The organism is Trueperella sp. LYQ143, assembly GCF_046599595.1.
Lineage (GTDB): Bacteria > Actinomycetota > Actinomycetes > Actinomycetales > Actinomycetaceae > Trueperella.
In genome coordinates this window covers 47681-70131 of the sequence record NZ_JBKIWR010000005.1, presented here as the reverse complement: position 1 = coordinate 70131, position 22451 = coordinate 47681, and the positions used below count along the sequence as shown (strand labels likewise).

Here is a 22451-nt window from a genome sequence, read left to right as displayed (position 1 = left end):
CCATGGCACACACTGAATATGACGACACGTCCGACCAGCTTGCCGTCCGTAAGGAAAAGCGCGCCCGTCTTTTAGCAAGTGGCCGTGATCCGTATCCGCCGCAGTTGGATATTACGGCGACGATTGAGGAAATTCGGGCCCAGTATCATGTGGTGGCAGAAGATAGCCAGACGGGGGATGATCCGCGAGTGGTTGTTCGCCCAGGGGAGGAACTGACGGATACTCAGTTCTCTGTAGCTGGGCGAGTGATGCTGTTCCGTCCCTCGGGGAAGATTGCTTTCGTTTCGATTCAGTCTGGTTCGGGTGAGCGGATGCAGGTGATTTTCTCGCTGGCAAACGTCGGTCAAGAATCCCTGGATAATCTTAAAGTCGATATTGATTTAGGCGATCATCTCTACGTGACGGGATATGTTGGAGCTTCGAAGCGGGGGGAGCTATCCCTGTTTGCGACCTCGTGGGAGCTGGCGGCAAAGGCAATTCGTCCCCTGCCTAAGACGTACACCGCAGAAGATGGCACACAAATGGCACTCAATGAGGAGACGCGGGTGCGGTTGCGCCATCTCGATCTCATCACGCGCTCTCGTGCTCGCGAGATCGTGCGGGTACGCAGCGAGATGATGAAGTCGATCCGGCATACCTTTGATGCGCGCGGGTATTTAGAGGTTGAGACGCCGATTCTGCAGACCTTACATGGCGGCGCGGCGGCGCGTCCCTTTGAAACACATATCAATGCCTACGATCAAGATTTGTACCTGCGCATCGCCACGGAACTACATCTGAAGCGGGCTGTGGTTGGCGGTTTAGAGCGGGTGTATGAGATCGGTAAGATCTTCCGCAATGAGGGCGCGGATTCCTCGCACTCCCCGGAGTTCACTGCGATGGAGGCGTATCAGGCCTATGCCACCTACGATACGATGGCCGAGCTGACCCAGGATCTTATTCAGAATGCTGCTCGGGATATTTTCGGTTCTACGACGGTCACGCTCGCTGATGGTACTGAGTATGATGTGGGTGGTCAGTGGGCGCAGCTCGATTTGTACACCTCTTTATCGGAGGCAGTGGGGGAGGAAGTGACGGTTTCTACCCCACGTGAGCGGCTGGTACAGATTGCGAATGCGCATGATATTGCTGTGAAGGAATATGCCGTAGCGGGCAAGGTTGCTGAGGATATTTGGGAAGAGCTGGTTGGTTCGAAGTTGTGGGCGCCCACCTTTGTTCGCGACTTCCCAGAGGATACCTCTCCGCTGACCCGTAACCATCGCAGCAAGCCAGGGCTGACGGAGAAGTGGGATCTGTATGTGCGCGGTATTGAAACGGCGACGGCGTACACCGAGTTGGCTGATCCGGTTATTCAGCGTGAACGTTTGACTCAGCAGTCCCTTGAAGCGGCAGCAGGCGATCCTGAAGCTATGCAGCTTGATGAGGAATTCTTAGAGGCGATGGAGCAAGGCTTCCCGCCCTCAGGTGGCATGGGTATGGGGATTGATCGAATGCTTATGGCTCTGACGGGTCTGGGGATTCGCGAGACGATTCTCTTCCCCTTCGTCAAGCCGCGTGCATAGTGCGCCTGGGAGGTAGCGATCCCGTTGTAGTACGTCAGTATTTCTGACGTGAGATAGCCTCATATTCTTCGGAATGTGAGGCTATTTTCTATATAACCTTTACGCGATGGATCGCCGTGGAATATGATAGCCGTCACATACGTATTACGTGTGTGAAAATGGAGAATAGCGATAACGCGAGCTGGGATCTGTGGATATAGCGCTGCTAGCTACTTTATCTCCACCCATTCAGTCTGTAGATAATCGCAGAAGGAGGAGGAAATGACTCAGAACTACGAGCGGGTGAACACGCCTAAAAAGATCGGTCGTGTCGTGGGATTAACCCTTGTTTTTACCCTTCTTTACGCGATCATTGAAGGGCTCATCGGGGTCAGCCAAGGAGCTGGATTCTTCGACACGATTTCCGCCAACTGGTATCTCGTTTTTAGTTGGCTGCTGTTGTCGATATTTATGGCGTATATGATCGTCAGCGGGCGCATGGGGCTATTTAGCTCTCGGGGATTTACTACTCGGCAGCGAAGCATAGCGCTGGGATGTGCCCTAACGTGCGCTGTGATCCTTATTGTTATCGCGTTCCTTGTGACGTCGTAAATCTGTGTGGGTCGCGCAAATATATCGAATCGCTATGTTATAGAACAGATGGAAGATCTGCTCAGTCTTTGCCTGGTGTGGGCTGAGCGGAGGACTTCCACCGCAGAGCTGCCAGCATTTGAGTGAGCGTCTCGTGCGCCTCTGTATAGGAAACCGAGCGCGCCCCTTTGGATTCAAGTTCGGCATACATCTTGGGTTCGTTCAGATAGTGCGAGATACCCCGTCGGACCAAATTAAAGAACGGTTTGCGTGCCTCATCCAGATCGCGCATCAGGCGAAACCAGAAGGTCTGTAAGCGCGGGCGGCGAATACACAGCGCGTCGGCAAGGATACCTTCGGCACGCAGATCGTCAATAATTTCTGCGGCGAAAATACCTTCTGCTAGGAGAATCCGGCGCCCATCCATTGAAACGACCCGTTCGCCGACGCGAGAGTTAGAGGGAATATCGTAAACCGGCAGCACGGCTTCGCCCACTGTGCACAGTTCAACGAGTTTGTTCACCGCTCCTTGCCGATCCCAGGTTTCCGGGGAATCCCAATCAATGATCCCGTGACGCTGCGGCATATTAGGGCGATCACCGTCGTAATAGAAATCATCAAGAGAAACGACAGGGAGGCCAGTGCGCGAGGTGAAGCGCGTTTTCCCGCATCCGGAAGCGCCGGTGACGAGGAGAACCTTGGCGTTCGGCTCTCGTGCGGAGTCGGGAAGGTCAAATAATCCGTCGTCAGAAAGGGGCGTTGACATGGTGCAAGTCTAGCGAAAAGACGCTGTCAACGCCCGCGGAGTGTCGCGATGGGCAGACCGCACAAACAACAGCTCGCCATAGTATTTCCGCTGTTCAGAGTCGTATAAAAGTGGCGCGGTGTGGCAGAGTGAGGGCATTTTTGGGATTTAGCCCGATACACTGAGACTAGGTTCAAAGATAACTATCGCTGTTGGGTGGCGGTAGGCGGATGACGAGCGGGGAGCATGAGGATTTTGGGCAATATCCTGCCCAGAACCGGAACGCACCCGCTATCTACGCGAACGGGAGGCACGTATGGGCGAGGATAGGTCGGCAGCGGCTTACGAAGCGGCGGTCATGCACTTCGTCCACGGGGAAACGATGGAGACTATTGCTCGGCGGCTACGGGTATCGCGCTCAACAGTGTCTCGGTTGATTGCCCAGGCGCGTAGCGAAGGCATGGTACATATTGTGGTCCAGCAGCCTCACGACCAGCTAGGGGTTTTGCCCCGCTGGCTCGCGCAGAATTTTGGCGTGCGTGCTCATATTGTTCCCGTTCCGGTGCAGGCCTCCTATGCGCGGCGGTTGACTGCGGTGGCGCGAGAAACCGGAAAAATGATTTCACATCTCATGGAGCCGCATACGGTTATCGCAGTGACCTGGGGCAATACGATGGCGGCGGTGATAGACCATCTCAATGCCCGCCCAGTTCGCGGATCTGTGGTGGTGCAACTCAACGGGGCAGCCAATGCCTCAACGGCGAGTGTGCCCTTTGCCGGATCGCTGATGGAGGCTTTCGGGCGTGCATTCGGTTCAACGGTACTTCATTTTTCTGTGCCAGCCTTTTTTGATGATGCGCATACCCGACGGGCACTGTGGCGGGAACGCTCTATTCAAGCGGTTCGAGCAGTGGCGCTTAACGCAGATATTGCTGTTTTTGGGATTGGCGCACTGACGTTAGAGCACCCGTCATTGCTGTATTCCGGCGGGTATTTATTGGATGAGGAGATTGCCCAGTTGAAAGCGAATGGGGTGGTCGGCGATGTGTGTACTGTGCTGTTGCGTCGTGACGGCACCTGGGACGATCTTGAGATGAATGATCGGGCTTCTGGCCCACGCCCGGATGAGTTACAAGCTATCGCGCGCCGTATTGGTGTGGTTTGTGGGGTGGAGAAAGCTGAGGCGACGCTTGCGGCCTTACGTAGTGGGGTTATGACGGATCTAGTGCTTGATGAGGATCTGGCGCAGCGGATATATGAACTGGTATGTGGCGTACACGGTGGCGTACATAGTGGAGTGCATACCGCCATCCCTATTGGGGCACGTGCCGACGCGGAAGCTCGAGCACATGCTGGTGGCGGATATGTGGGAATGCGTGCCGATGTAGCAGCTAGAACGCATACGGGCGGATATGCGGGAAGGGATACCGGCGCGCAGAAGGGAAAACCATGATTATTCGGCAGGCAACAGCTCGCGATGTGCGGGCGATTGCAGATCTTGTGCGGCCGTATGCGAGCCGACGAATCCTCATCGCGAAAGAACTTATCGACTATTTTGAGGACGTCCAGGAGTTCTCGGTTGCAGAGTGTGACGGGGAGATTATTGGTTGCGGAGCAGTGCATGTTTTTTGGGAAGATATTGCGGAAATCCGTACCTTGGCAATCCGCCCGCAATACTTAGGGAAAGGTATTGGGCGGGCGCTGGTGCGTCATTTAGAGCAGCGGGCCAGGGAGCTAGGTGTGCGTCGGCTCTTCTGTTTAACATTCGAGGTGGATTTCTTCGAGCGTGCCGGATTCCATCAGATTTCTGGAACTCCAGTGGGGGTAGACGTCTATCAGGAGATGCTGCGCTCGCATGACGATGGAACTGCAGAATTTTTGGAGCTGGCTCGAGTTAAGCCCAATACCTTAGGGAATTATCGGATGTTAAAAGAACTGGATGTGCCTGATCCGGCACTGTGATGGCGCCGGCAGTATGATGGCACGTCGGCATGCAGTATTCGCCAGAAGATTCCTCTCAGGGGTAGTGTGCTGTGTCTGTTTTGGTTATTGCGCTAATAGAGAGTGCGACGCATAGTGCCGCTAGCAGAAGCAAATGGCTGGTAGCAAACTCAATACCGGCGTCAAAAGGAGCTGTAGAAAATCAGCGGATATGTGAAGCAATATCTACGATCTAGGCGGTGAGAGACGGGAGAGCAGTAAATAGCGGAGAAACGAAATATTAGCTCCCTTTCAATGCGGCATCGGATATATGTAGGGCTAGCTGGGTGCCTCTAACGTCGGTATCCGAACAGGGAACACATGCCCGCCCATTAATGGCAGCGATAGGCATACGGCTATCGCAGACGCGGCATGTCGCGTAATAGCTCGCGGCCCAGGAGCTGCGTGACGATGATATTTTGCGCGGCAAGAAGCCCAATGACGAGGACCGTCACGTCCAAACGTATCGCGACAGCGCCGATAATCCCTCCGGCCACGCACAGCGTAATGCCTACCGGAGCCCACCAGCGCAATACTGAGATTGCGGTTGGCCAGGTGCGTTGCACGTCGTTACGTCGAGATAAAGCTATCAGTGTTCCGGCGCTCACCAGGATGATCAGTGAGATAGCAGTTAATACGGAGGCGATCAGAATCTGCAGGGGTACATAGGGCTGGCTGATCGTCATAAAGCTACCGATTACAGCGGTTAGTGCGGCACAGATCGTTAATATCAAGCCAAAATGAGCAAGTTTTACGGGAGCGACCATGCCCTCATTATACGGTGAGGCCGGGGAGGTGATAGATCTCCCCACTTTGGGCGGCTAACCCATCAGCGAGGAGCTGAGCTAATGCCCGTTCGATACGCGATTCCTCAATATTGCAGTGGTCGAGGAGCTGTTGGTACGTGCCGCTATGTTCGCGTAGATACGCCATGATTACCCCGCGTGCTTGCCGGTTTGTGCCTTCCCATGCGGCAGAACGTTGAGGGCTATCGTGTGGGGCGTCAGGAAATCCCGAGCGCGCCCAATCGCAGGTGGAACGCACTGGGCAATGATCGCATAGCGGGTTGCGAGCGGTACATATCAGTGCCCCAAATTCCATAATCGCGGCATTCCATTCCCAGGCGGTGATCCCGCACTCGGTATCAGTGCTGATTGTTTCGCTGTTAGTATTGGCGGTCTGTGAAGGCGTGTTGGCACTGGGTGCTGGGTGGTCGTCGTCGGTGATCGTGTGGCGGATGCCGCCGGAGATCGCCTGCTGGCTCTCATTGGCGGGGAGCTGGTTGTGAGTGCCGGTAGTCGTGAGGCACGCGCTATCGGGGTGAATATGGCACGCAATATCGGTGCTCGCCTGATAAGTGCCCGCAGGGTAAACCTGGTAAGTAGTGTCGGAGTGCCTTTGGCGCATATCTCCAGCAGGGGATGGATAGGTATCCTCAGCAGGGACGTACCGGCTGGCATATTCGGTTTCGATGCGCCCTGTGCGCGTCGGGGAGGCCATGCCGTGCCAGCGGGCGAGAACTCGTCGGATATTGGTATCAACGACGATGGAGTGTTCGTGGAAAGCAAAGGCGCGAATAGCTGCGGCGGTATAAGGCCCAATGCCCGGAAGCGCTAATAGCGCGGCTTCTTCTGAGGGGACTCTCCCGTCGTGCTCCTGGCAAATACGGATAGCGCAGGCATGGAGTTGTAATGCCCGACGTGGATAGCCCATTCGATCCCACACCCGCAAAATATCTGCTGGTGAAGCCTGGGCAAGATCGGCGGGTTGCGGCCAGCGTTCTAACCATACGCGCCAGGTCGGCTCAACCCTGCGTACTGGTGTTTGTTGGCTCATGACTTCACAAACCAAAATCGCCCACGGGTCGCGAGTATGACGCCACGGGAGATCGCGTGCGTTATCGCGATACCACTGTTTCAATAGCGGATAGACCTGATTGGGATGTGGAGGCACAGCCGCCACTATGCCACACAAAATTGTGCTCTGCCTATTTGTGATGGGAAAGATCGCCGCAAGAAAACTCAGGTTGCGGCGTGGGTTGTCCTGTTTTGAGGAAAATCTCGATACGGTTAAAGGCGTGAAAGACAGATCTCAACCTCCGCGCTCAGCTCGTGAGACGGATGCTCGGGCGCGGCGAGTGCGTGCCCGTCGGCTTGGTGATGCGGGAGAAGCATCCGCGACGTCGCCCATGTTGGGATCTGCTTCGCGCGCAAGCGGTCAACGGCATAAGAAAAATCGTGGGCTGAACCCAGGCCAGCGCGCAGGAGATTCGTCCGGCGTTCCGGTGCGTCGTAGCGCGTCATCACGTGGGCAGTCGCGGCGTGAGGAGGCAGGAAGCCAATCCCGCCGTCAGGCACAATCCGGTGCGCAATCGGCGTCCTCGCCGCGTGGTGCTGCGAAAAGCAACCGCTCCAAGCGGGCGCGCATTGAACCGATTGTTATGCAGGAGAGCGCGCCGCGCCGCAAGACGCGCCGCAAGAATGATGCCGCGCAGCCGCACGGCAGCTCTGGCGGAAGATCCGCCGCGGTACGCCGAGACGGAAATCCGCGCCCTTCGCGCACAGCCTCCGCGCGAACGGTTGAGAACGGGCGCTCAGGGCGTTCAACAGTGCCGCACCCAGTCCGTCGTTCTGGGGCGGGGCGTGGGATGCCAGGCGGCGGTACTCGGCACCCGCGGCGGTACTCGGCAAAGGCAGCAGCCCCCGCACGCCCTCGGTTTACCTGGTGGCGTCGGTTCCGCAAAGTTATTTTGTCGGCTGCGGTAGCTATTATTAGCCTCTTGCTCGTCATGTTTTATGCCATGCATAAGATTGACCGCCACACTCAGCCGATTAGTGAGGTTGCAAAATACGAAGCTATTGTGTGTACTCCGCACTCCCTGAACGTATCGGTAGACCGTTCAACAACAGGTGCGGGCCATCCAGTCCAGTTCGCAGTGACCTTGGCAAATAATGGGATGCAGCCGTGTTACTTCAATGCTAGCCACCTTTCTCTGCAGATCACTTCGGGTGGTCAATTAGTTTATGACAGTGTTCAATGTTCAGCCGCGCTTGCGGATAAGACCTTACTTCTCGATACGCAACTGGCTACGACGCAGACTTTAACCTGGGATGGGCGCGCATCGGGCGCTGGCTGTGCCGGTACAGCAATGGCACAACCGGGTATGTATGTGGCCACGGTAGCTTTATCGGGTGAGTCGGTGTTATCCCAGCCAGATATTTTTGAGCTGACGGCAACTGGAGCTAACGGGGTTTCTAACGGTCAGACCGCACCAGAAGCAGCCAGCGGGCAAAACGGCAACCAGGCGGGAAATGGTCAGTCGGAGGGAAGTCAGCCTAATAGCCAGCAAAATGAGGCTAACCAGCCGGCACATGCGCCGTCCACCGATGGGCAGTCAACACCTACTTCGCCAGAAAATGGGCAGCCGGCAGGTGAACAATCAGGAAATGGTCAACCGGCAACTGTGCCGCCGGTCAGCGATCCGAACGCTCAGCCGTCTGGATAAATTTTAGAACTAAAGATTCCACGTAATCCAGATAGAAAAATCTGATCAGCGAATTGGCACAGAATGTTTGGTTACCTGATAGCAGGTAGTTGATAGCGGGTTGTACGCTTACCTGCTCAGTTCTTCTCAAGCCCGCTCTGTTTTTCAAGGCACGAGAAATGACGGTGCCATCTCATATTGGCGTATTTTGGGCTATCTCTGCCTCCAAAAGAGATAGCGATACCTTTTTTTCTTACCGCTATACCCTTAGTTATCCACGGGGAGTACAGCGCGCACGGCCTGTGCTACATCGCGGGCCGGTATCACCCGTATGCCGGCAGCGTGCTCGTCAATCTCGCAGTGAGCAGGGACGATAGCGGTGGTAAATCCCAGGCGGGCTGCCTCCCCGATACGTCGCGATAAGCCGGTGATGGGGCGAAGCTCTCCCGTCAGTGATACCTCCCCTAATGCGATGACTCCAGGGGCGAGGGGAAGATCAGCGGCAGATGACGCCAAAGCGAGGGCGATAGCCAGATCGGTAGCGGGTTCGCTGGCGCGTGCGCCACCGATTGTGGAGACGAAAATATCCTGACGTTCAACAGCGATTCCGAGGCGAGATTGCAAGACGGCTAACATCATCGCCACACGCGGGCTATCGACGCCTGTGGTGGTGCGACGCGGTGGCCCGGCAGCGCTTACGCACAGGGCTTGCACCTCCACGGGCATAGGGCGGCGCCCTTCGAGGGTAATCGTCACGCATGTGCCCGGAACGCTCAAGTTTCGCTCCGATAGAAATAATCCGGAGGGGTCTGGTAGCCCGTGGATTCCGGAATCGACAAGTTCGAAACAGCCAACTTCGTCGGTTGCCCCATACCGATTTTTTACTGCCCGAACAAGGCGCAATCGGGAATGGCGTTCGCCTTCGAAATGGCATACGACATCGACGAGATGTTCTAGTACCCGAGGCCCGGCGATAGATCCATCTTTGGTGACGTGACCGATGAGAATAATCGGCAGATCAAGGGTTTTTGCGGTGTTGACCAGTGCTGAGGTTACTGCTCGGACTTGAGCGACACCGCCGCTAGCCCCGTCAGTATGCGGATCGAGAATTGTTTGGACGGAATCAACGATTAACAGTGATGGGCGCGACTGGGTGATATGCCCGAGAATTTTTGCCAGATCAGCTTCGGAGGTCAACAGCAGATGTTCGTGCAGGGCATTGATTCGTTCAGCTCGGGAGCGTACCTGTGAGGCGGATTCTTCGCCGCTGACGTAGAGCACGGGAGGTAATCCGGCGCGATGAGCCTGTGCGGCAGCGCGAGCGGCAACGTCTAATACCAGCGTTGATTTTCCAACGCCTGGCTCACCGGCAAGCAAAATGACGACACCCGGGACGATCCCACCGCCGAGAACGCGATCTAGCTCATCAACACCAGTGGGAGTCTTAACGGAGGCTTGGCTGGAGACGTCAGTAATCGGTTGGGCCGGACTGCGGGGAGCCAGGGGTGTCAATCGGGTATCTGCAGGGGTAGATATTTCGTCAATCGTGCCCCAAGCGTGGCACTGCGAGCAGCGACCAACCCATTTTGTCGTAGTCCACCCACAATCGCTGCACAGGTAGCTCGCTTTCGCTGTTTTTGCCATTGAGCTACTTTCGGACGTTTCGGTTCGCGAATTCCTCCAGGAGCGCGGAGTCACCGGAGACGATCAGAGTATCTCCCTGACCGATCTTCGTCTCAGAGTTGGCGTATTCAAAGGGCTGACCAGGGGATTTCACCCCAATAATCGTCACGCCGAAGCGCTCGCGTACTCGGGATTGGGCGATAGTGAAGCCGATAAGATCGCGCGGGGGAATCATCTTGACGATCGTGAATTGATCTTCCATTTCGATGTAGTCAAGCATCCGCCCAGAGAGCATATGCGCCACTCGTTGCCCGGCGTCATATTCGGGATAGATGACGTGGGTAGCCCCGATGCGCTTGAGGATAGTGCCATGTTCGCGAGAGGTGGCTTTTGCCCAAATATCACGGATTCCTAGATCGACGAGGTTTGCAGTAATGAGCACGGAGGCTTCGAGGTTTCCTACTCCGACGACGGCCACATCGAAATCTTCTGCGCCGAGTTGGTGGAGGGCTTCGGCACTGCGAGCGTCGGCTTCCACAACCCGAAAACGATGTGACCACTGTTGGGCACGATCTGCGTTCGCTTCCACCGCGAGAACGTCTTTACCGAGACGGTCTAAGGTGACGGTGATCGCTGAGCCGAATCGTCCTAAGCCGATAACGAGAGCGGCATTAGTGAGGCTGTCAGCCATAACTCCTCCTGATTAAAGCGGGCGTGCTTAGCCGATGATGGGGCGATCTTCCGGAAGGCGGATGACGCGTCGGCGCGAACGCAATGCGAGCGCACCGGCAAAAGTCATCGTACCGACTCGACCAAGGTACATCACGACGATGAGAACAAGTTTGCCAGCAGTGGGCAGGTTTTGCGCTAGCCCTGTGGATAATCCGCACGTTGCGAACGCAGAGACGGTGTCGAATAGGACTTGGCCGAGTGGTTCGCCAGAGATCTGCAAAATCGCCAGTGAGGCGACGCCAACAACGAAAGCGCCGAGGAATGCCGCAGAAATAGCGAGCCGAATGACATCTGGGGGAAGGCGCTTGCCAAAGACTTCAGTATCTCGATCGCCGCGGGCTTCGGCCAAAATTGCTAGGACGAGCACAGCAAAGGTTGAGACTTTGATACCCCCACCCGTCGATGCGGAACCTGAGCCGATGAACATGAGTGCGTCCATCGTCAGCCAAGTCCCTTGGGACATCGAGGCAATATCGACGCTACTGATTCCGGTTGAACGGACGGTTGTGGCGTGGAAGAGCGTTGCCAGGATGTGTTGGTTGAGGGTGAGGTCGCGGAATGCTCCGTTCCATTCTTGAGCGCCAATCATCACTACGGCAGTGATCCACACCAGGGCGTAGGTGGTGACGGTGAGTTTGGTATGGATCGTCCAACGGCGCGGCGAACGAGGATTTTGGGCGATGTTGAGCATGACGGGGAAACCCAAGCCGCCGCAAATTGTGCCCATCATGATAGGCACGCAGATAGCCCAGTTACCTACTGCGAATCCTAAGTTGGGTTCGATAATGAATCCGGCATTGTTGAACGAGGAGATAGAGGTGAAAACGGCGTGGAATAGCCCTTTGAGGAAGGATCCTTCGCGGTCCATAAAAGATGGAAGGAGGGCGAGCGCGATCAGGGTTTCTGCGCTCATAGAGGTAATAATGACGACTTTGAGCAGACCGCCGACTTCTCCGAGGCGTGATCCGGTTTCATTCGCTGCCAAGATGCGTTGTGTCAGCCCGATATGGCGAGATATGGCGAGTCCGATCAGGGAGGCCAGGGTCATCACGCCGAGCCCGCCGATTTGGATACCGACGGCAATGGCTGTCTGCCCGAATGGTGACCAGTATGTTGCGGTGTCAACGATGCTGTGCCCCGTCACGCATACGGCGGATGTTGCCGTGAATAGTGCCTCAACGATATGTGCTGGGGGAGCGTCGGTGGTGGCGATGGGTAGGCAGAGTAGTGAGCTGATGATCAAAATGATGAGGGCAAAGACGATCAGCGCCAATCGGGCCGGATAGTTACGAGCAAAGTGGTCGATCTTGTCGCGTATTCGCGATCCGGTAGGGGCGACGGGCAGTTCACTGGTCATCATTCACCTCCTCAGGTGCCTCAGACGTGCGGCGTGGCAGTAAAATATTCACGTCGTACTGTGACTCATAGATGAGACAAAGCACTGACAAGCGTAGCCCAAAACGAAGAAGAGAGTTAGCGTTGTGGCATATTGGACGTTCTTAGCCGAAGTGAGTAATGCCTGTTTGCGGGCTGAACGACAAGTAATACCCAGTGTGTACGGGCTTACTGCGATGCGGCGCTGTTTATCGCCAAATGGGTATGTGGCTAGCGCGATAGTGACTGAAACAACGAGGGGTATTCGTCAAAAATTCTCTTGTTTCTGATGTTGTTTGTGAGGAAATCGGGTAAGGTGTGATTCGATATCACGCACACGCCGTGTTGCATAGCAGCATGGATACCCCATACGGGAAACGAGGACGAGCATGGCGCAGCTTCCCCCATCAGCACCGCGATTTTTCACTGTCGCTGAGGTTGCTGAATTAACGCGCGTTTCGCGCATGACGGTTTACCGGATGGTCCATTCGGGCGAGCTGCCAGCAGTGCGTATTAGTAATTCCTATCGCGTTCCACGATCGGCTGTAGAACAGCTTCTCGCGCAGGCCGATATGGATATCCAGTTGGGGATCGCAGAAGCGTAGTATTCCTAACGTTTCACCAATTGGCTTGTTGATTCACTGCTTAGGTGCGGTAGGATCTTTCTCGTTCAATCGCGTGATAACACGACGAACATCACAAGCATCGGAGGCCACCTTATGGGTTCGGTAATCAAGAAGCGCCGCAAGCGTATGTCGAAGAAGAAGCATCGTAAGCTGCTTCGTAAGACGCGTCACCAGCGCCGCAATAAGAAGTAATTGCGGTAGGCGTGTAAGAACCGGTTTCCTTTGGGAAGCCGGTTCATTGTTTTACTGCGCGTTAATGCGGCTATGGGTTTGTGTGTTCATAGAGTGAGGCAGACTTCAGGCCGGTAATGGAGGCTGCGTAGAGCTGTGGCGGTATGCGTCTCGTTGTGAGATGTCCACCGACGTGGAGAGCTGCATATTCTGTGGGTGAATCTACGATAAGTGGTGAGATGAGATTACTGAGATGTGTGGATAATTTGACGAAGAATCTTTGAATGGAGACTGACGAGTAAGCTATCGCAAAGGCGTGCGTAGCTATGGCTTGTTGCGTTCTCAAATTCTCGATCGCTTGAGGTGCGCGTGTCACGTCTGCCGTCCCCTGACTGGGGACATTTCTCCCTATATGTGTCGCAAAAGTTGTCGGAAAAGCGCGGTAACATCGGGAAACACCGTAGCGCAGGGGAACACAGCCTCTCGCGTTTTTTGTCAGACGTCTTATACTGGAGAGTATCTCAGAGGGGAAGGATGAGAGAAAGTGGTTAATTGGCTCAGCGACGAAGAGCAGCTATCGTGGCGGCGGTTTCTCCGCGGATACGCTCTCGTGCTTGAAGGCGTGAACCAGGATCTCCTAAATCAGTCTGATTTGTCGATCAACGAATACGAAGTACTTGTGCGTCTATCGGAATCTCCTGATTTTCAATTGCGGATGTCCTGCTTGGCACGAGATTTAGTCCATTCGCGCTCGCGGTTAACGCACGCGATCAAGCGTATGGAAGATCGGGGCTTAGTGCGCAGGCATCCGTGTAGCGAGGATCGTCGGGGAATCGTATGTCAGCTCACTCAGGAGGGGTACCGTACGTTAGTGCGCGCTGCTCCGGGGCATGTGGAATCTGTTCGTCAGCATCTCCTCGATCATCTCACTAGCGAGGAGTTTGCAACGTTGGGAGAGATCTTCGGCAAGCTGATTGAAAAAGAAGAAAAGTAGTTCATGGAGATAACGACAATACATCTCGTCCGGCATGGAGAGGTCCATAACCCGGAGGCGGTGCTTTATGGGCGGCGCCCTGGCTACCATCTGTCCGAGCTTGGGCGGCGTATGGCTGACGGTTTAGGGCAGGCCTTTGCCTCGCATGATATTCGTTTAGTCCTCGCCTCGCCGCTAGAGCGCGCAGTGGAAACGGCAACGCCAACGGCCCAGGCGTTTGGGCTCCCCGTCGGGCAAGATGTGCGCCTGATTGAGGCGGATAATAAATTCGAGGGAGTTCCCGTCAATAAAAACCGCTGGGTGTTGGCTCATCCGCGATATTGGTCGTGGTATCTCAATCCGCTGACTCCATCATGGGGGGAACCGTACGTTGAGGTTGTGGCGCGGATGTCTGCGGCGATTGCCGAAGCGCTTGAACAGGCTCGCGGTGGTGAAGCGGTGTTAGTCTCGCATCAGTTACCGATTTGGACTATGCGACGTTTTATTGAGCGTAAGCCTTTTGCTCACGACCCGCGTAAACGAGAGTGCTCTTTGGCGTCGGTTACGTCGTTGACCTTCGCAGATAAGCAACTGTTGGCTTTGGATTATTGGGAGCCCGTAGGGGAACTGCTGACGCAGGCGGCAGATATGGTTCCGGGAACCTCGCAGGCAGCGGCACACGCCTGAAGCGGGCGATGGTGTTGGCGTGCTGGTATTGGTGTAGGGCTACTCGGAAGAGCTACGTAGAGGTTTTGTGATCTGAGAGCAGGAGAAGTGTAGTGGTCTTGCCTCGGCTAGCTGACGCATTGGAGAGATAGTCTTTCGATAGTCATGTGGCTGGGGTGGGATCGGGTCAATCCGATCCCACCCCAGCCACATGTATGTTTTCTGCGTATATACCTACTGCGGTTTACTCTCAGTGCTCGTCGTAGTGGTCGCCGTGTTCGTGGTGCAGATGACCATCGTGGAGGTAGTCAATGTGCCCATCGTGTTCCACGGCTTCATGCCCGCACTGTGGTGCGTGGGTGTGACCGCCGTGATCTTCGCTTTCGCGGTGCTCTGAGGTGGTGTGCTCATCGTAGTGGTCGCCATGTTCGTGGTGTAGATGACCATCGTGTAAATAATCGACGTGATCGGCGCGTTCAATTGCGGGATGGCCGCAATCCTTAGCGTGATGATGGTCGCCGTGATCTTCTGCGACAGTATGCTTATCGGTCATGATTACTCCTTGTGGTTAGACATTGATTATGTGGAGGGTGCGGTTAATCGTCGGTGTTAGCTGAGTGGGCGTGCGGCTCTTCGGCAACGTGCTTGAGAGCATCGCCGACGATATGTGCGACGTGTTGATCGCGTAGTCGGTAGATTATTTCGCGCCCGTGCCGCTCAAAATCAACTAATTGTGCAGCTCGTAAGACGCGCAGGTGTTGCGAAACGGCGGGCTGGCTCAAGGCTAGTTGATCTACCAGATCGCCGACTCGCGCAGGGGAGTGAGCGAGTGTTTCGAGGATGGCTAAGCGGTGTGCATTGCCGAGCACGGAGAAAATCTCCGCGGCTTGTTCCCAACGATTTATGCTCATATAAATATATAAGCATAAATGAATGTATTGGTCAAGTGTATATGAGATGAAAACGATTGGATGTTTAAAGATTTGCGGGCAGAAATACGAAGAAAGGCGAACGAGGATCGAAAATAAGGAACCTGAAATGAAGAGCTAGCGGCCAGTAAATAAAAGGGTTGTCACATATCTGCCTCGTAACCGGCAGTGCTAATAGGTGTCGCGAGAGCACGTCAGGCAAACCTGAGCTACAAGCCAAATAAGGTGATTTACTCCGTGAGTGCCACCGAGTATCTGCCGATACCCTCCGGCAAGTAGTACGGCTAGCAGGCTCATATAGCTGCTCAGAACGCAATAGCGTAAATAGTAGAACGACGTATCAAAACTCGGTGCTAGTTGCGTGCCCGCGAAAGGAGATAGCGGCTGGTTAGCGCCCATACGGCAATCTACCCCAATACGTTCCCGCCAACGACGGTTACCTGGTTAGCAGTTGCTACCCATTCAACACTGGTTTCCCGTTCAACAGAACTACCTGCACAATAGTGGTTTTTGTGCCACTCGACAGTAGTTGCATATCGGGAATGCTGGCTACGGCTGCCCGCTAGCGGCACATACTGACCCGCCGCCACACCGAGTCGCAGTCAACTTTAGAGGGTATCTAAGGATTCCTCGTACGGATCAATGAGCTCTACCTGCGATATAACCCTGGAGAATCGTCATCCTCGTCGGTACGCCGCGGCGGTTGAGACGGTCTAGGCGCAGAGGAATCTGGGGGAGAAGCAGGTGCCTCGTCGGCGTTCTCCGATTCTTCCTCGCGTAGCCGCTGCTCGTATGCCTTACGGCGATTGCGGGCTTCAAGACGGGCAAGAAACTCCGGATCGTCATCTGGAGCGACAGGACCACTCGGAGCAGCAGGCCGCCCAAATCCGACAGAGCGATAACCCGAGTTGAACACATTTTGGTACTTAAAGTACAGCCAGATCAGCGCACCTATCCCGGGGACGAGAATAATCAGAAGAAGCCAGGCAAGTTTAGAGATACGGGCCGGCATTACTGGTGTGCGCACGCAATCCATAACGGCATAGATAACCAGCGCTATCAGAAAAATAATCGGTAGTATTCGTCCCACGTCTCTAGCCTAATTGACAACTGTGTTTTTCTTAAGTTAAGTCTCATACAGCTACACTAGGAGCGCAACAGCCAGGGTGAGGGCATAGCCTAATTCGATGAGCCCGGTATCGCGCAGCACGACGATGAGATCACGCCCACGGGCGCCAGCTAATACATAGCGCCGAGCAAGTACCCCGCTCCACGCCATAACGATTATGACTACCCATCCCACTGGATAGCGCACAGCAATACCGCAGCCACAGATCAGCGCCACAAGCATGAGACCGCACCAGCTATAGCGCGCCCACTGATCCCCGAGGCGAACAGCTAAAGTTCGTTTTCCAGCCTGAATATCGGTGGGAATATCGCGAATATTGTTAATCATAAGCAGGGCACAGGCAATTAACCCCACTCCGGTTGCCCCGACCCATGCAGTCCACGGCGCATGAGAGCTTTGCGTGTAGGTTGTTCCGACGGTGGCGACATAGCCGAAGAACACCATCACGAAGAGTTCTCCTAAACCAATATAGCCATACGGATGTGTGCCTCCAGTGTAGAACCAGGCAGCAGCAACAGCTCCCGCCCCAAGGGCAAGTAGCCAATATTGCCCGGACCACATCACCAAGAGCAGGCCACATATACAGGCAGCAGCAAAATGGGCAAAAGCGAGTAGCTTTACGGTGCGGGGCGGTACTTTCCCGCCGCCGGTTAGACGGGGTGGGCCAGAGCGAAATTCATCTGTCCCGCGAATCCCGTCAGAATAATCATTGGCAAAGTTGACCCCGATTTGAAAGAAGATTGCGACGAGGGCTGCGAGGATAGCTCTGCCTGCATGAAAACCACCGATGCTACCGGCTGCGCCCGTGCCTAAAATAACCGGCGCAACAGAAGCGGGCAGTGTCCGAATACGGGCACCTTCGCACCAGTCGGTCAAGGTTGCCATAGTGTTCCTTTCTTTGCCTACGTAGCCGTGCTCGCACCCGTCAGAGAGACGCAAAGCATTTATCGTTCTAGCGGGCGCTAAAAATGCTTTCTCGATTGTTAGATATGAGCGGCGAGATACTCCTGTGCGAGCTGCTGCACGTGACGCCGATTGATTTTACCGGAATCCGTCATCGGCCAATGCGTGGCAAGACTGTGCAATGTGAGCACATAGCGTGGTGACCAGCCGATACCCAACTCCGATTTAACCCAGGAGCGAATGACGGTAATATCGCAGGACTGGGCCGGGCGGTCAGTATCGTCAATAACCGCCACAACAGCTTCTCCCCATGTTTCGTCCGGTACCCCGACCACAATGCTCGTCCATCCAGTGCGGGTGATAGCGGATTCGATGAGCTGTGGATGGACGGTTAATCCCCCAGTGGTAATGGCATCGTCAGCCCGCCCTAAAATGCGCAGGTACTCGCCGTCAAATACGCCGACGTCATTAGTGATATGTACCCGCGGGCTCCTATCCGCCAGCACATGCGGATCGTGCCCACCACAATATCCCAATGCGACGCTAGATGAGGCCAGGTGAACCCGTCCGTCTGCTTCGTCGATATGGATTGCTGTATCGCCAATCGGCAGACCGTCATATACGCAACCGCCGCACGTCTCCGTCATGCCATACGAGGTGTGAATCTGCAGCCCGCGCTGTTTCGCAGCCTCCAGCAGAGTTTCCTGGGTAAATGCGCCACCGACAAGAAAACAAGCAGAACTTAGCATGGCACATAGCTGCGGATCGGCGAGGATTCGAGCTAGCTGGGTGGGAACAACGGAGAGATAGAACTTCGTTAAATCCGCTATCTGATTGGCTACCGCCTCGGGGTTAGCCAAAGACAATGCGCGAGCATATAACGGGCTTTTGCCGGATGAGTTATCAAGGGTTTGCAGTTCGCCGCTCAGATCTACAAGCACGGTGCGCACAATGGTTTGGAATCCGGCGATGTGATGATAGGGCAGCTCGCAGGCCCATACCTGTGGTCCATCTAGCGCCTGATGTGTGGCGTGCGCGGAGGCGATTAACGAATCCCAACTCAGTGCCACAATTTTTCCGGTTCCACTGGTCGAACCAGAGGTGCGCATAAGGACTCCCGTATGCGGTGGATAGCCTAAGGCACGCACTTCCTCGCGAACAGCATCCGGGGTGTTATTCGGGGCGATCAGGCACAACGGGGCCGGTTCTGCACCGGCCAGATACTGGGTTAACGCCCGACGTACGGCAGCCTCAACCCGAGTACATGCAGCTATCCCGCTTCCGCCGGAGATGATCTCAAGTTCAGGCATAGTAGGGGAAATCCTCCCAATGAGGAGCGCGCTTTTCCAAGAATGCATCCCGCCCCTCTTGAGCTTCGGCGGTCATGTAGGCCAGTCGGGTTGCTTCACCAGCAAATACCTGCTGACCAGCTAGCCCGTCATCGGCGAGATTGAAGGCGAATTTCAACATGCGCAGGGCTTGTGGTGATTTCGTGGCCAGAATACGGGCATATTCACAGGCCGCCTCTTCGAGCTGGGCGTGTGCGACGGCTTCATTGATGACGCCCCAACGTTCTGCCTGCTCAGCAGAGTATTCGCGAGCCAGGAAAAAGATCTCGCGCGCACGTTTATCGCCTACTTGTCGGGCGAGCAGAGCCGAACCGTAGCCCGCATCAAAGGAGCCAACATTGGCGTCAACCTGCATAAAGCGTGCATGCTCCCGCGAAGCGACGGACAAATCGCAGACGACATTCAGGGAATGACCGCCACCTGTGGCCCAACCGGAGACGGCGGCAATGAAAATCATCCCGCTGGTGCGCATGAGCCGTTGAACTTCGAGAATATGGAGTCGGCCTGCGCCACCGGCACCAGCGCGCAAAGCGGCATGCGCTGCCGATACATTCTCCGGTAGGCAAGCAGCAAGAGGGCTAGTGCTATTAGACGATCTATTAGGTGATGTTTCGGCCTCAGGATGGGGAGCGGCTACGCCTGCCTCTGTATGTGCTGATTGTGGCGATAGCGTGCTCGCGTTGTCGTAGCAGTATCCGTCTTTTCCTCGGATTCGCTGATCTCCTCCGGAACAAAACGCCCATCCGCCGTCGCGCGGTGAGGGACCATTTCCGGTGAGGATGACGGCACCAATTTCTCCACTCAATCGCGCATGATCGATAGCTCGATATAGCGCGTCAACTGTTTCAGGTCGGAAAGCATTGCGCACTTCCGGGCGATTAAACGCGATGCGCACTAACGGCAGGTCGCGCTCGTGGACGCAGCGATCGCCGTCATATAGCCGTTCTACTCCGCGGTGGTAGGTAATATCCCCGTCGGGAAAACCAGGAATTGACCGCCATTTGCGCGGGTCGAAGATGTCGGATACTGGTTCAGGTAGAGGATGGACATGATCGTTCATAGCGTCATTGTGCCAGGACGGCACGGGTTTTGCTGTGGGACGAACATTTTCAGGCAACATTCAGGTGAAGCTCACGAAATGGGAAGATAATGGTGTGACGCTAATTTCTGTAGCCAGTACCGCTCGGGATACGTCCCGAAATGTGGTGAAGATGACCGCGACACTGCGCTAGGAGGAAAATCTTAGTGTGTGTGAGTGCGCGCAGCGGCCTGAGAAAGGACACAGGTAATGAACGACGAGGAGTGGCAGCCAGTGACCGGTAATGGTGCGGAGTATCAGCCAGGCGCAGATCCGCAAACAGGGCAAGCTCAAATGGGGCAAACTCAGTTTGGGTTTGGACCGACGCAGGACGCAGAACACGGCGCCCATCAAGGCGCTGAACCGGCAGAGATACCTTCGGCACATGTTTCGGATTCGGCGGGCACCTCCTCCCACGGTGGCGATACTGCCTCTGCACTTATGCCGACGCACCCTGGGCAAGCAGCGGTAACGCTCGATCCGGCATCTTGGGATCAGGGCAATGAAAGCCAACTGCAGAATGGATGTTCAGATGGCGACGCCGTGGCTCAGCCTGATTTTTCTGCGCCGCCTGTTGCTCCAGACGTGGCGGCGGTGCCGCAAGCACATTCACATTCGCCGCTGTTTTCTGATGGAGAATCTGCGCCGTCATCGCATGTGGATGGGCAGAGTGCGGCATCTCGTCAGGTAACGGCGGAATACTCAGTGGGTCATTCTTCTAGCTGGGGCTCAGAGCAGGTGGCGGGCGGTACGTCGGCGATTAATCAGGGTAGCGAGAGCGTACAACACAATGCTGCGTTTACTGCCTCCTCGGAATTTTCCTCCTGGGATTCTTTACCGACGCAGGAGGTGCCGTTCTTGGGTTCTCATACGGCGAGGTCGGCGTCTGCTGCCCCCGTATGTGATACCTCGGTGGCGAGCACGTCAGAGCAAAAGAACGGAGCGCCCGAGCAGCCGTTCGCTTCGCAACAGCCGGTCATCTCGCAACCGTCGGTCGCGTCAGGAGAATTCGATCAGCCTGGGCAGTTCGCCGGATCCGCGTCAACTATGCCTGATCCGAATCCGATTCACACGCCTCACGATGAGCAGATGAGCTATCCGCCAGCAGCAACGATGCCGCTGCCCCAGTACTCGAATGAACGCCCTGAGCAACAAATGCCGTGGAGTGGTTGGGAAGAAAAACAGGCCGGTAAAGCCTCGCGGTCTAAGCGCCGTCCTGGTTGGGCGGCACTGATTGCGGTCGGTCTGGTTGCTTCATTAGTCGGAGCAATGATTGGGGTCGGAGTGATGTCGTGGCGGTGGGGGCAGGCCCGCCCAGCTTCCATGCCGCAGCCGACAGCTACCGGAACGACTCAACTCGTCAGCTCGGTTGGTTCTACCCCAGATTGGCATGCCGTCTCAGAAGCAGTTAGCGGTGCGGTGGTTTCCATTGATGTCGAAACAGGATCTGAAGCGGCAGCAGGATCTGGCTTTATTATTGACGCCGATGGGCATGTACTCACCAACGATCACGTCGTTGATGGGGCACAGAAGATTGCGGTCAAACTTTCCGATGGTCGGATCTATGAGGCAAGCGTGGTTGGCACAGATGAATCAACAGATTTAGCGGTGCTGGCGCTCAAGTCCCCTCCGAAAGATCTGAGCGTCGCCCAGTTAGGATCCTCTGCAGATCTTAAGGTTGGTCAAGCGGTTGCCGCTATCGGTAATCCGTTGGGATTGTCAACGACGATGACGACAGGCATTATCTCGGCGCTTGATCGTCCAGTCCAGACTTTTAAGACGGGTCAGAATTTGCGGGATGCGACGCGGGTGGTCACGAATGCGATTCAGATTGACGCTGCGGTTAATCCGGGTAATTCTGGCGGACCGGTATTTGATTCCAGTGGGCGCGTGATTGGGATTGCTTCCTCGATTGCGTCACTATCTGAAACGCGGGAATCACAAAGCGGATCAATCGGTTTAGGTTTTGCCATTCCTATTGATTTGGCGCAGCGAATTGCAAAAGAACTTATTGAACATGGGGTCGCACAACACGCCTATATCGGTGTGCAAATTAAAGACGGAATTGGCACTGCACAGGGAACGTCCTGGACTGGGGCAGAGATCCAGAAGGTGGAAGCGGGAACGCCGGCAGAAAAAGCGGGCCTGCGTGCAGGTGATGTGGTTTTGAAGGTAAATGGCCACGATGTTTCGTCAGCGATTTCTCTGACGGGTTATGCTCGGCAGTTTGCAGCCGGGGATATCCTCACTTTGCTCGTCGAGCGTAACGGCGAACTCCTCAACGTCGATGTCACGCTCGCAACGCGCGCAGATTCCTAAATCATCGTCGTGGATGTTTCCAATAAAGGAAACAGCGATGAAGTGGTAGCTGTGCCGTTATCCGCCGGAGGTTGGCGTTCATATCTGACCTTGGGCAACACATAATTCACCGGACTGACGTGTGTCGGGTCGATTCCATAGGGAGTAGGCTCGACACACGTCATATTGTGCGGAGATTGTTGTGCTGAAAACGTCGTAAAACGATAATCCATCAAGTCAGTATCAGTGAGTTAACGGC

23 protein-coding genes are annotated in these 22451 nt (G+C 55.3%); 10 read left to right on the top strand and 13 right to left on the bottom strand.

The features are described from left to right. The first annotated feature begins 2 nt into the window (after positions 1 to 2). Entirely contained in the window at positions 3 to 1562 is a 1560-nt protein-coding gene (lysS, locus tag ACLHIL_RS03140; RefSeq protein ID WP_411296494.1) for a lysine--tRNA ligase, read from the top strand. A gap of 261 nt (positions 1563 to 1823) precedes the next feature. Continuing rightward, positions 1824 to 2153, top strand: a complete 330-nt coding sequence (locus ACLHIL_RS03135; protein ID WP_411296493.1) for a hypothetical protein — start codon at positions 1824 to 1826, stop codon at positions 2151 to 2153. Positions 2154 to 2214: 61 nt separating this feature from the next. Here the strand turns inward: ACLHIL_RS03135 and ACLHIL_RS03130 are convergent, their stop codons facing one another. Next, positions 2215 to 2898 (bottom strand): uridine kinase, encoded by a 684-nt coding sequence (locus ACLHIL_RS03130; RefSeq protein ID WP_411296492.1) that lies wholly within the window; start codon positions 2896 to 2898, stop codon positions 2215 to 2217. Positions 2899 to 3193: 295 nt separating this feature from the next. Here ACLHIL_RS03130 and ACLHIL_RS03125 point away from each other — a divergent pair, with 295 nt between their 5' ends. Next, a complete protein-coding gene (locus ACLHIL_RS03125; RefSeq protein WP_411296491.1) occupies positions 3194 to 4330 on the top strand; it encodes a sugar-binding transcriptional regulator in 1137 nt (378 codons plus the stop codon). Continuing rightward, a complete protein-coding gene (locus tag ACLHIL_RS03120) occupies positions 4327 to 4839 on the top strand; it encodes an amino-acid N-acetyltransferase (protein ID WP_411296490.1) in 513 nt (170 codons plus the stop codon). The genes ACLHIL_RS03125 and ACLHIL_RS03120 overlap by 4 nt, the downstream gene beginning before the upstream one ends. Before the next feature lie 374 nt (positions 4840 to 5213). Here ACLHIL_RS03120 and ACLHIL_RS03115 read toward each other — a convergent pair whose 3' ends face one another. Then, on the bottom strand, positions 5214 to 5624 hold the full coding sequence (locus ACLHIL_RS03115; protein WP_411296489.1) for a hypothetical protein: 411 nt from the start codon (positions 5622 to 5624) through the stop codon (positions 5214 to 5216). Between the two features lie 7 nt (positions 5625 to 5631). Further along, on the bottom strand, positions 5632 to 6810 hold the full coding sequence (locus ACLHIL_RS03110; protein WP_411296488.1) for a hypothetical protein: 1179 nt from the start codon (positions 6808 to 6810) through the stop codon (positions 5632 to 5634). A 10-nt stretch (positions 6811 to 6820) separates the two neighbouring features. Here ACLHIL_RS03110 and ACLHIL_RS03105 point away from each other — a divergent pair, with 10 nt between their 5' ends. Then, positions 6821 to 8362: a hypothetical protein gene (locus ACLHIL_RS03105; RefSeq protein ID WP_411296487.1), complete on the top strand. Its 1542-nt coding sequence runs from the start codon at positions 6821 to 6823 to the stop codon at positions 8360 to 8362. Positions 8363 to 8608: 246 nt separating this feature from the next. Here ACLHIL_RS03105 and radA read toward each other — a convergent pair whose 3' ends face one another. From radA to ACLHIL_RS03090, 3 genes are read right to left on the bottom strand one after another with little or no spacing between them, the layout of a single operon-like run. Then, positions 8609 to 9985 (bottom strand): DNA repair protein RadA, encoded by a 1377-nt coding sequence (radA, locus tag ACLHIL_RS03100; protein ID WP_411296486.1) that lies wholly within the window; start codon positions 9983 to 9985, stop codon positions 8609 to 8611. Positions 9986 to 9989: 4 nt separating this feature from the next. Further along, positions 9990 to 10655: a potassium channel family protein gene (locus ACLHIL_RS03095; RefSeq protein WP_411296485.1), complete on the bottom strand. Its 666-nt coding sequence runs from the start codon at positions 10653 to 10655 to the stop codon at positions 9990 to 9992. A 27-nt stretch (positions 10656 to 10682) separates the two neighbouring features. Next, the gene (locus tag ACLHIL_RS03090) at positions 10683 to 12056 is read right to left on the bottom strand and encodes a TrkH family potassium uptake protein (protein ID WP_411296484.1); all 1374 of its coding nucleotides are present in this window, start codon (positions 12054 to 12056) and stop codon (positions 10683 to 10685) included. A gap of 403 nt (positions 12057 to 12459) precedes the next feature. On the opposite strand from ACLHIL_RS03090, the gene ACLHIL_RS03085 reads away from it, so the two are divergent. The 4 genes from ACLHIL_RS03085 to ACLHIL_RS03070 all read left to right on the top strand — a co-directional run bounded on the left by ACLHIL_RS03085 (position 12460) and on the right by ACLHIL_RS03070 (position 14527). Then, positions 12460 to 12675 carry a helix-turn-helix domain-containing protein gene (locus ACLHIL_RS03085; RefSeq protein ID WP_411296483.1) on the top strand — a complete coding sequence of 72 codons (216 nt, stop codon included), beginning with the start codon at positions 12460 to 12462 and terminating at the stop codon, positions 12673 to 12675. Positions 12676 to 12789: 114 nt separating this feature from the next. Next, positions 12790 to 12888 (top strand): 30S ribosomal protein bS22, encoded by a 99-nt coding sequence (locus tag ACLHIL_RS03080; RefSeq protein ID WP_005504750.1) that lies wholly within the window; start codon positions 12790 to 12792, stop codon positions 12886 to 12888. A gap of 523 nt (positions 12889 to 13411) precedes the next feature. Beyond that, positions 13412 to 13861 (top strand): MarR family winged helix-turn-helix transcriptional regulator, encoded by a 450-nt coding sequence (locus ACLHIL_RS03075; RefSeq protein ID WP_411296482.1) that lies wholly within the window; start codon positions 13412 to 13414, stop codon positions 13859 to 13861. Between the two features lie 3 nt (positions 13862 to 13864). Beyond that, positions 13865 to 14527, top strand: a complete 663-nt coding sequence (locus ACLHIL_RS03070) for a histidine phosphatase family protein (RefSeq protein WP_411296481.1) — start codon at positions 13865 to 13867, stop codon at positions 14525 to 14527. Between the two features lie 229 nt (positions 14528 to 14756). Here the strand turns inward: ACLHIL_RS03070 and ACLHIL_RS03065 are convergent, their stop codons facing one another. The 6 genes from ACLHIL_RS03065 to ACLHIL_RS03040 form a co-directional block, all read right to left on the bottom strand. Continuing rightward, positions 14757 to 15059, bottom strand: coding sequence for a hypothetical protein (locus ACLHIL_RS03065; protein WP_411296480.1), 303 nt, complete (start codon positions 15057 to 15059; stop codon positions 14757 to 14759). Between the two features lie 43 nt (positions 15060 to 15102). Further along, positions 15103 to 15417 (bottom strand): ArsR/SmtB family transcription factor, encoded by a 315-nt coding sequence (locus ACLHIL_RS03060; RefSeq protein WP_411296479.1) that lies wholly within the window; start codon positions 15415 to 15417, stop codon positions 15103 to 15105. A 667-nt stretch (positions 15418 to 16084) separates the two neighbouring features. After that, complete coding sequence (locus tag ACLHIL_RS03055) at positions 16085 to 16525, bottom strand: PLD nuclease N-terminal domain-containing protein (protein ID WP_411296478.1); 441 nt, start codon at positions 16523 to 16525, stop codon at positions 16085 to 16087. Between the two features lie 51 nt (positions 16526 to 16576). Beyond that, positions 16577 to 17449 carry a 1,4-dihydroxy-2-naphthoate polyprenyltransferase gene (locus tag ACLHIL_RS03050; RefSeq protein WP_411296477.1) on the bottom strand — a complete coding sequence of 291 codons (873 nt, stop codon included), beginning with the start codon at positions 17447 to 17449 and terminating at the stop codon, positions 16577 to 16579. 98 nt (positions 17450 to 17547) lie between these two features. Further along, entirely contained in the window at positions 17548 to 18777 is a 1230-nt protein-coding gene (locus ACLHIL_RS03045; protein ID WP_411296476.1) for an AMP-binding protein, read from the bottom strand. Then, positions 18770 to 19876, bottom strand: a complete 1107-nt coding sequence (locus tag ACLHIL_RS03040) for a 1,4-dihydroxy-2-naphthoyl-CoA synthase (protein ID WP_411296475.1) — start codon at positions 19874 to 19876, stop codon at positions 18770 to 18772. The genes ACLHIL_RS03045 and ACLHIL_RS03040 overlap by 8 nt, the downstream gene beginning before the upstream one ends. A gap of 228 nt (positions 19877 to 20104) precedes the next feature. Here ACLHIL_RS03040 and ACLHIL_RS03035 point away from each other — a divergent pair, with 228 nt between their 5' ends. Continuing rightward, positions 20105 to 22213 carry a trypsin-like peptidase domain-containing protein gene (locus ACLHIL_RS03035; protein ID WP_411296474.1) on the top strand — a complete coding sequence of 703 codons (2109 nt, stop codon included), beginning with the start codon at positions 20105 to 20107 and terminating at the stop codon, positions 22211 to 22213. Here ACLHIL_RS03035 and ACLHIL_RS03030 read toward each other — a convergent pair. Then, a complete protein-coding gene (locus ACLHIL_RS03030) occupies positions 22210 to 22425 on the bottom strand; it encodes a hypothetical protein (RefSeq protein WP_411296473.1) in 216 nt (71 codons plus the stop codon). The genes ACLHIL_RS03035 and ACLHIL_RS03030 overlap by 4 nt on opposite strands. Positions 22426 to 22451: the final 26 nt, after the last annotated feature.

Excerpts from the sequence above, each read along its gene's own strand:
- lysS (WP_411296494.1), top strand. The coding sequence starts at position 3 with ATGGCACACACTGAATATGACGACACGTCCGACCAGCTTGCCGTCCGT.
- ACLHIL_RS03135 (WP_411296493.1), top strand. The coding sequence starts at position 1,824 with ATGACTCAGAACTACGAGCGGGTGAACACGCCTAAAAAGATCGGTCGT.
- ACLHIL_RS03130 (WP_411296492.1), bottom strand. The coding sequence starts at position 2,898 with ATGTCAACGCCCCTTTCTGACGACGGATTATTTGACCTTCCCGACTCC.
- ACLHIL_RS03125 (WP_411296491.1), top strand. The coding sequence starts at position 3,194 with ATGGGCGAGGATAGGTCGGCAGCGGCTTACGAAGCGGCGGTCATGCAC.
- ACLHIL_RS03120 (WP_411296490.1), top strand. The coding sequence starts at position 4,327 with ATGATTATTCGGCAGGCAACAGCTCGCGATGTGCGGGCGATTGCAGAT.
- ACLHIL_RS03115 (WP_411296489.1), bottom strand. The coding sequence starts at position 5,624 with ATGGTCGCTCCCGTAAAACTTGCTCATTTTGGCTTGATATTAACGATC.
- ACLHIL_RS03105 (WP_411296487.1), top strand. The coding sequence starts at position 6,821 with ATGCCACACAAAATTGTGCTCTGCCTATTTGTGATGGGAAAGATCGCC.
- radA (WP_411296486.1), bottom strand. The coding sequence starts at position 9,985 with ATGGCAAAAACAGCGAAAGCGAGCTACCTGTGCAGCGATTGTGGGTGG.
- ACLHIL_RS03095 (WP_411296485.1), bottom strand. The coding sequence starts at position 10,655 with ATGGCTGACAGCCTCACTAATGCCGCTCTCGTTATCGGCTTAGGACGA.
- ACLHIL_RS03090 (WP_411296484.1), bottom strand. The coding sequence starts at position 12,056 with ATGATGACCAGTGAACTGCCCGTCGCCCCTACCGGATCGCGAATACGC.
- ACLHIL_RS03085 (WP_411296483.1), top strand. The coding sequence starts at position 12,460 with ATGGCGCAGCTTCCCCCATCAGCACCGCGATTTTTCACTGTCGCTGAG.
- ACLHIL_RS03080 (WP_005504750.1), top strand. The coding sequence starts at position 12,790 with ATGGGTTCGGTAATCAAGAAGCGCCGCAAGCGTATGTCGAAGAAGAAG.
- ACLHIL_RS03070 (WP_411296481.1), top strand. The coding sequence starts at position 13,865 with ATGGAGATAACGACAATACATCTCGTCCGGCATGGAGAGGTCCATAAC.
- ACLHIL_RS03065 (WP_411296480.1), bottom strand. The coding sequence starts at position 15,059 with ATGACCGATAAGCATACTGTCGCAGAAGATCACGGCGACCATCATCAC.
- ACLHIL_RS03060 (WP_411296479.1), bottom strand. The coding sequence starts at position 15,417 with ATGAGCATAAATCGTTGGGAACAAGCCGCGGAGATTTTCTCCGTGCTC.
- ACLHIL_RS03050 (WP_411296477.1), bottom strand. The coding sequence starts at position 17,449 with ATGGCAACCTTGACCGACTGGTGCGAAGGTGCCCGTATTCGGACACTG.
- ACLHIL_RS03045 (WP_411296476.1), bottom strand. The coding sequence starts at position 18,777 with ATGCCTGAACTTGAGATCATCTCCGGCGGAAGCGGGATAGCTGCATGT.
- ACLHIL_RS03040 (WP_411296475.1), bottom strand. The coding sequence starts at position 19,876 with ATGAACGATCATGTCCATCCTCTACCTGAACCAGTATCCGACATCTTC.
- ACLHIL_RS03035 (WP_411296474.1), top strand. The coding sequence starts at position 20,105 with ATGAACGACGAGGAGTGGCAGCCAGTGACCGGTAATGGTGCGGAGTAT.
- ACLHIL_RS03030 (WP_411296473.1), bottom strand. The coding sequence starts at position 22,425 with ATGGATTATCGTTTTACGACGTTTTCAGCACAACAATCTCCGCACAAT.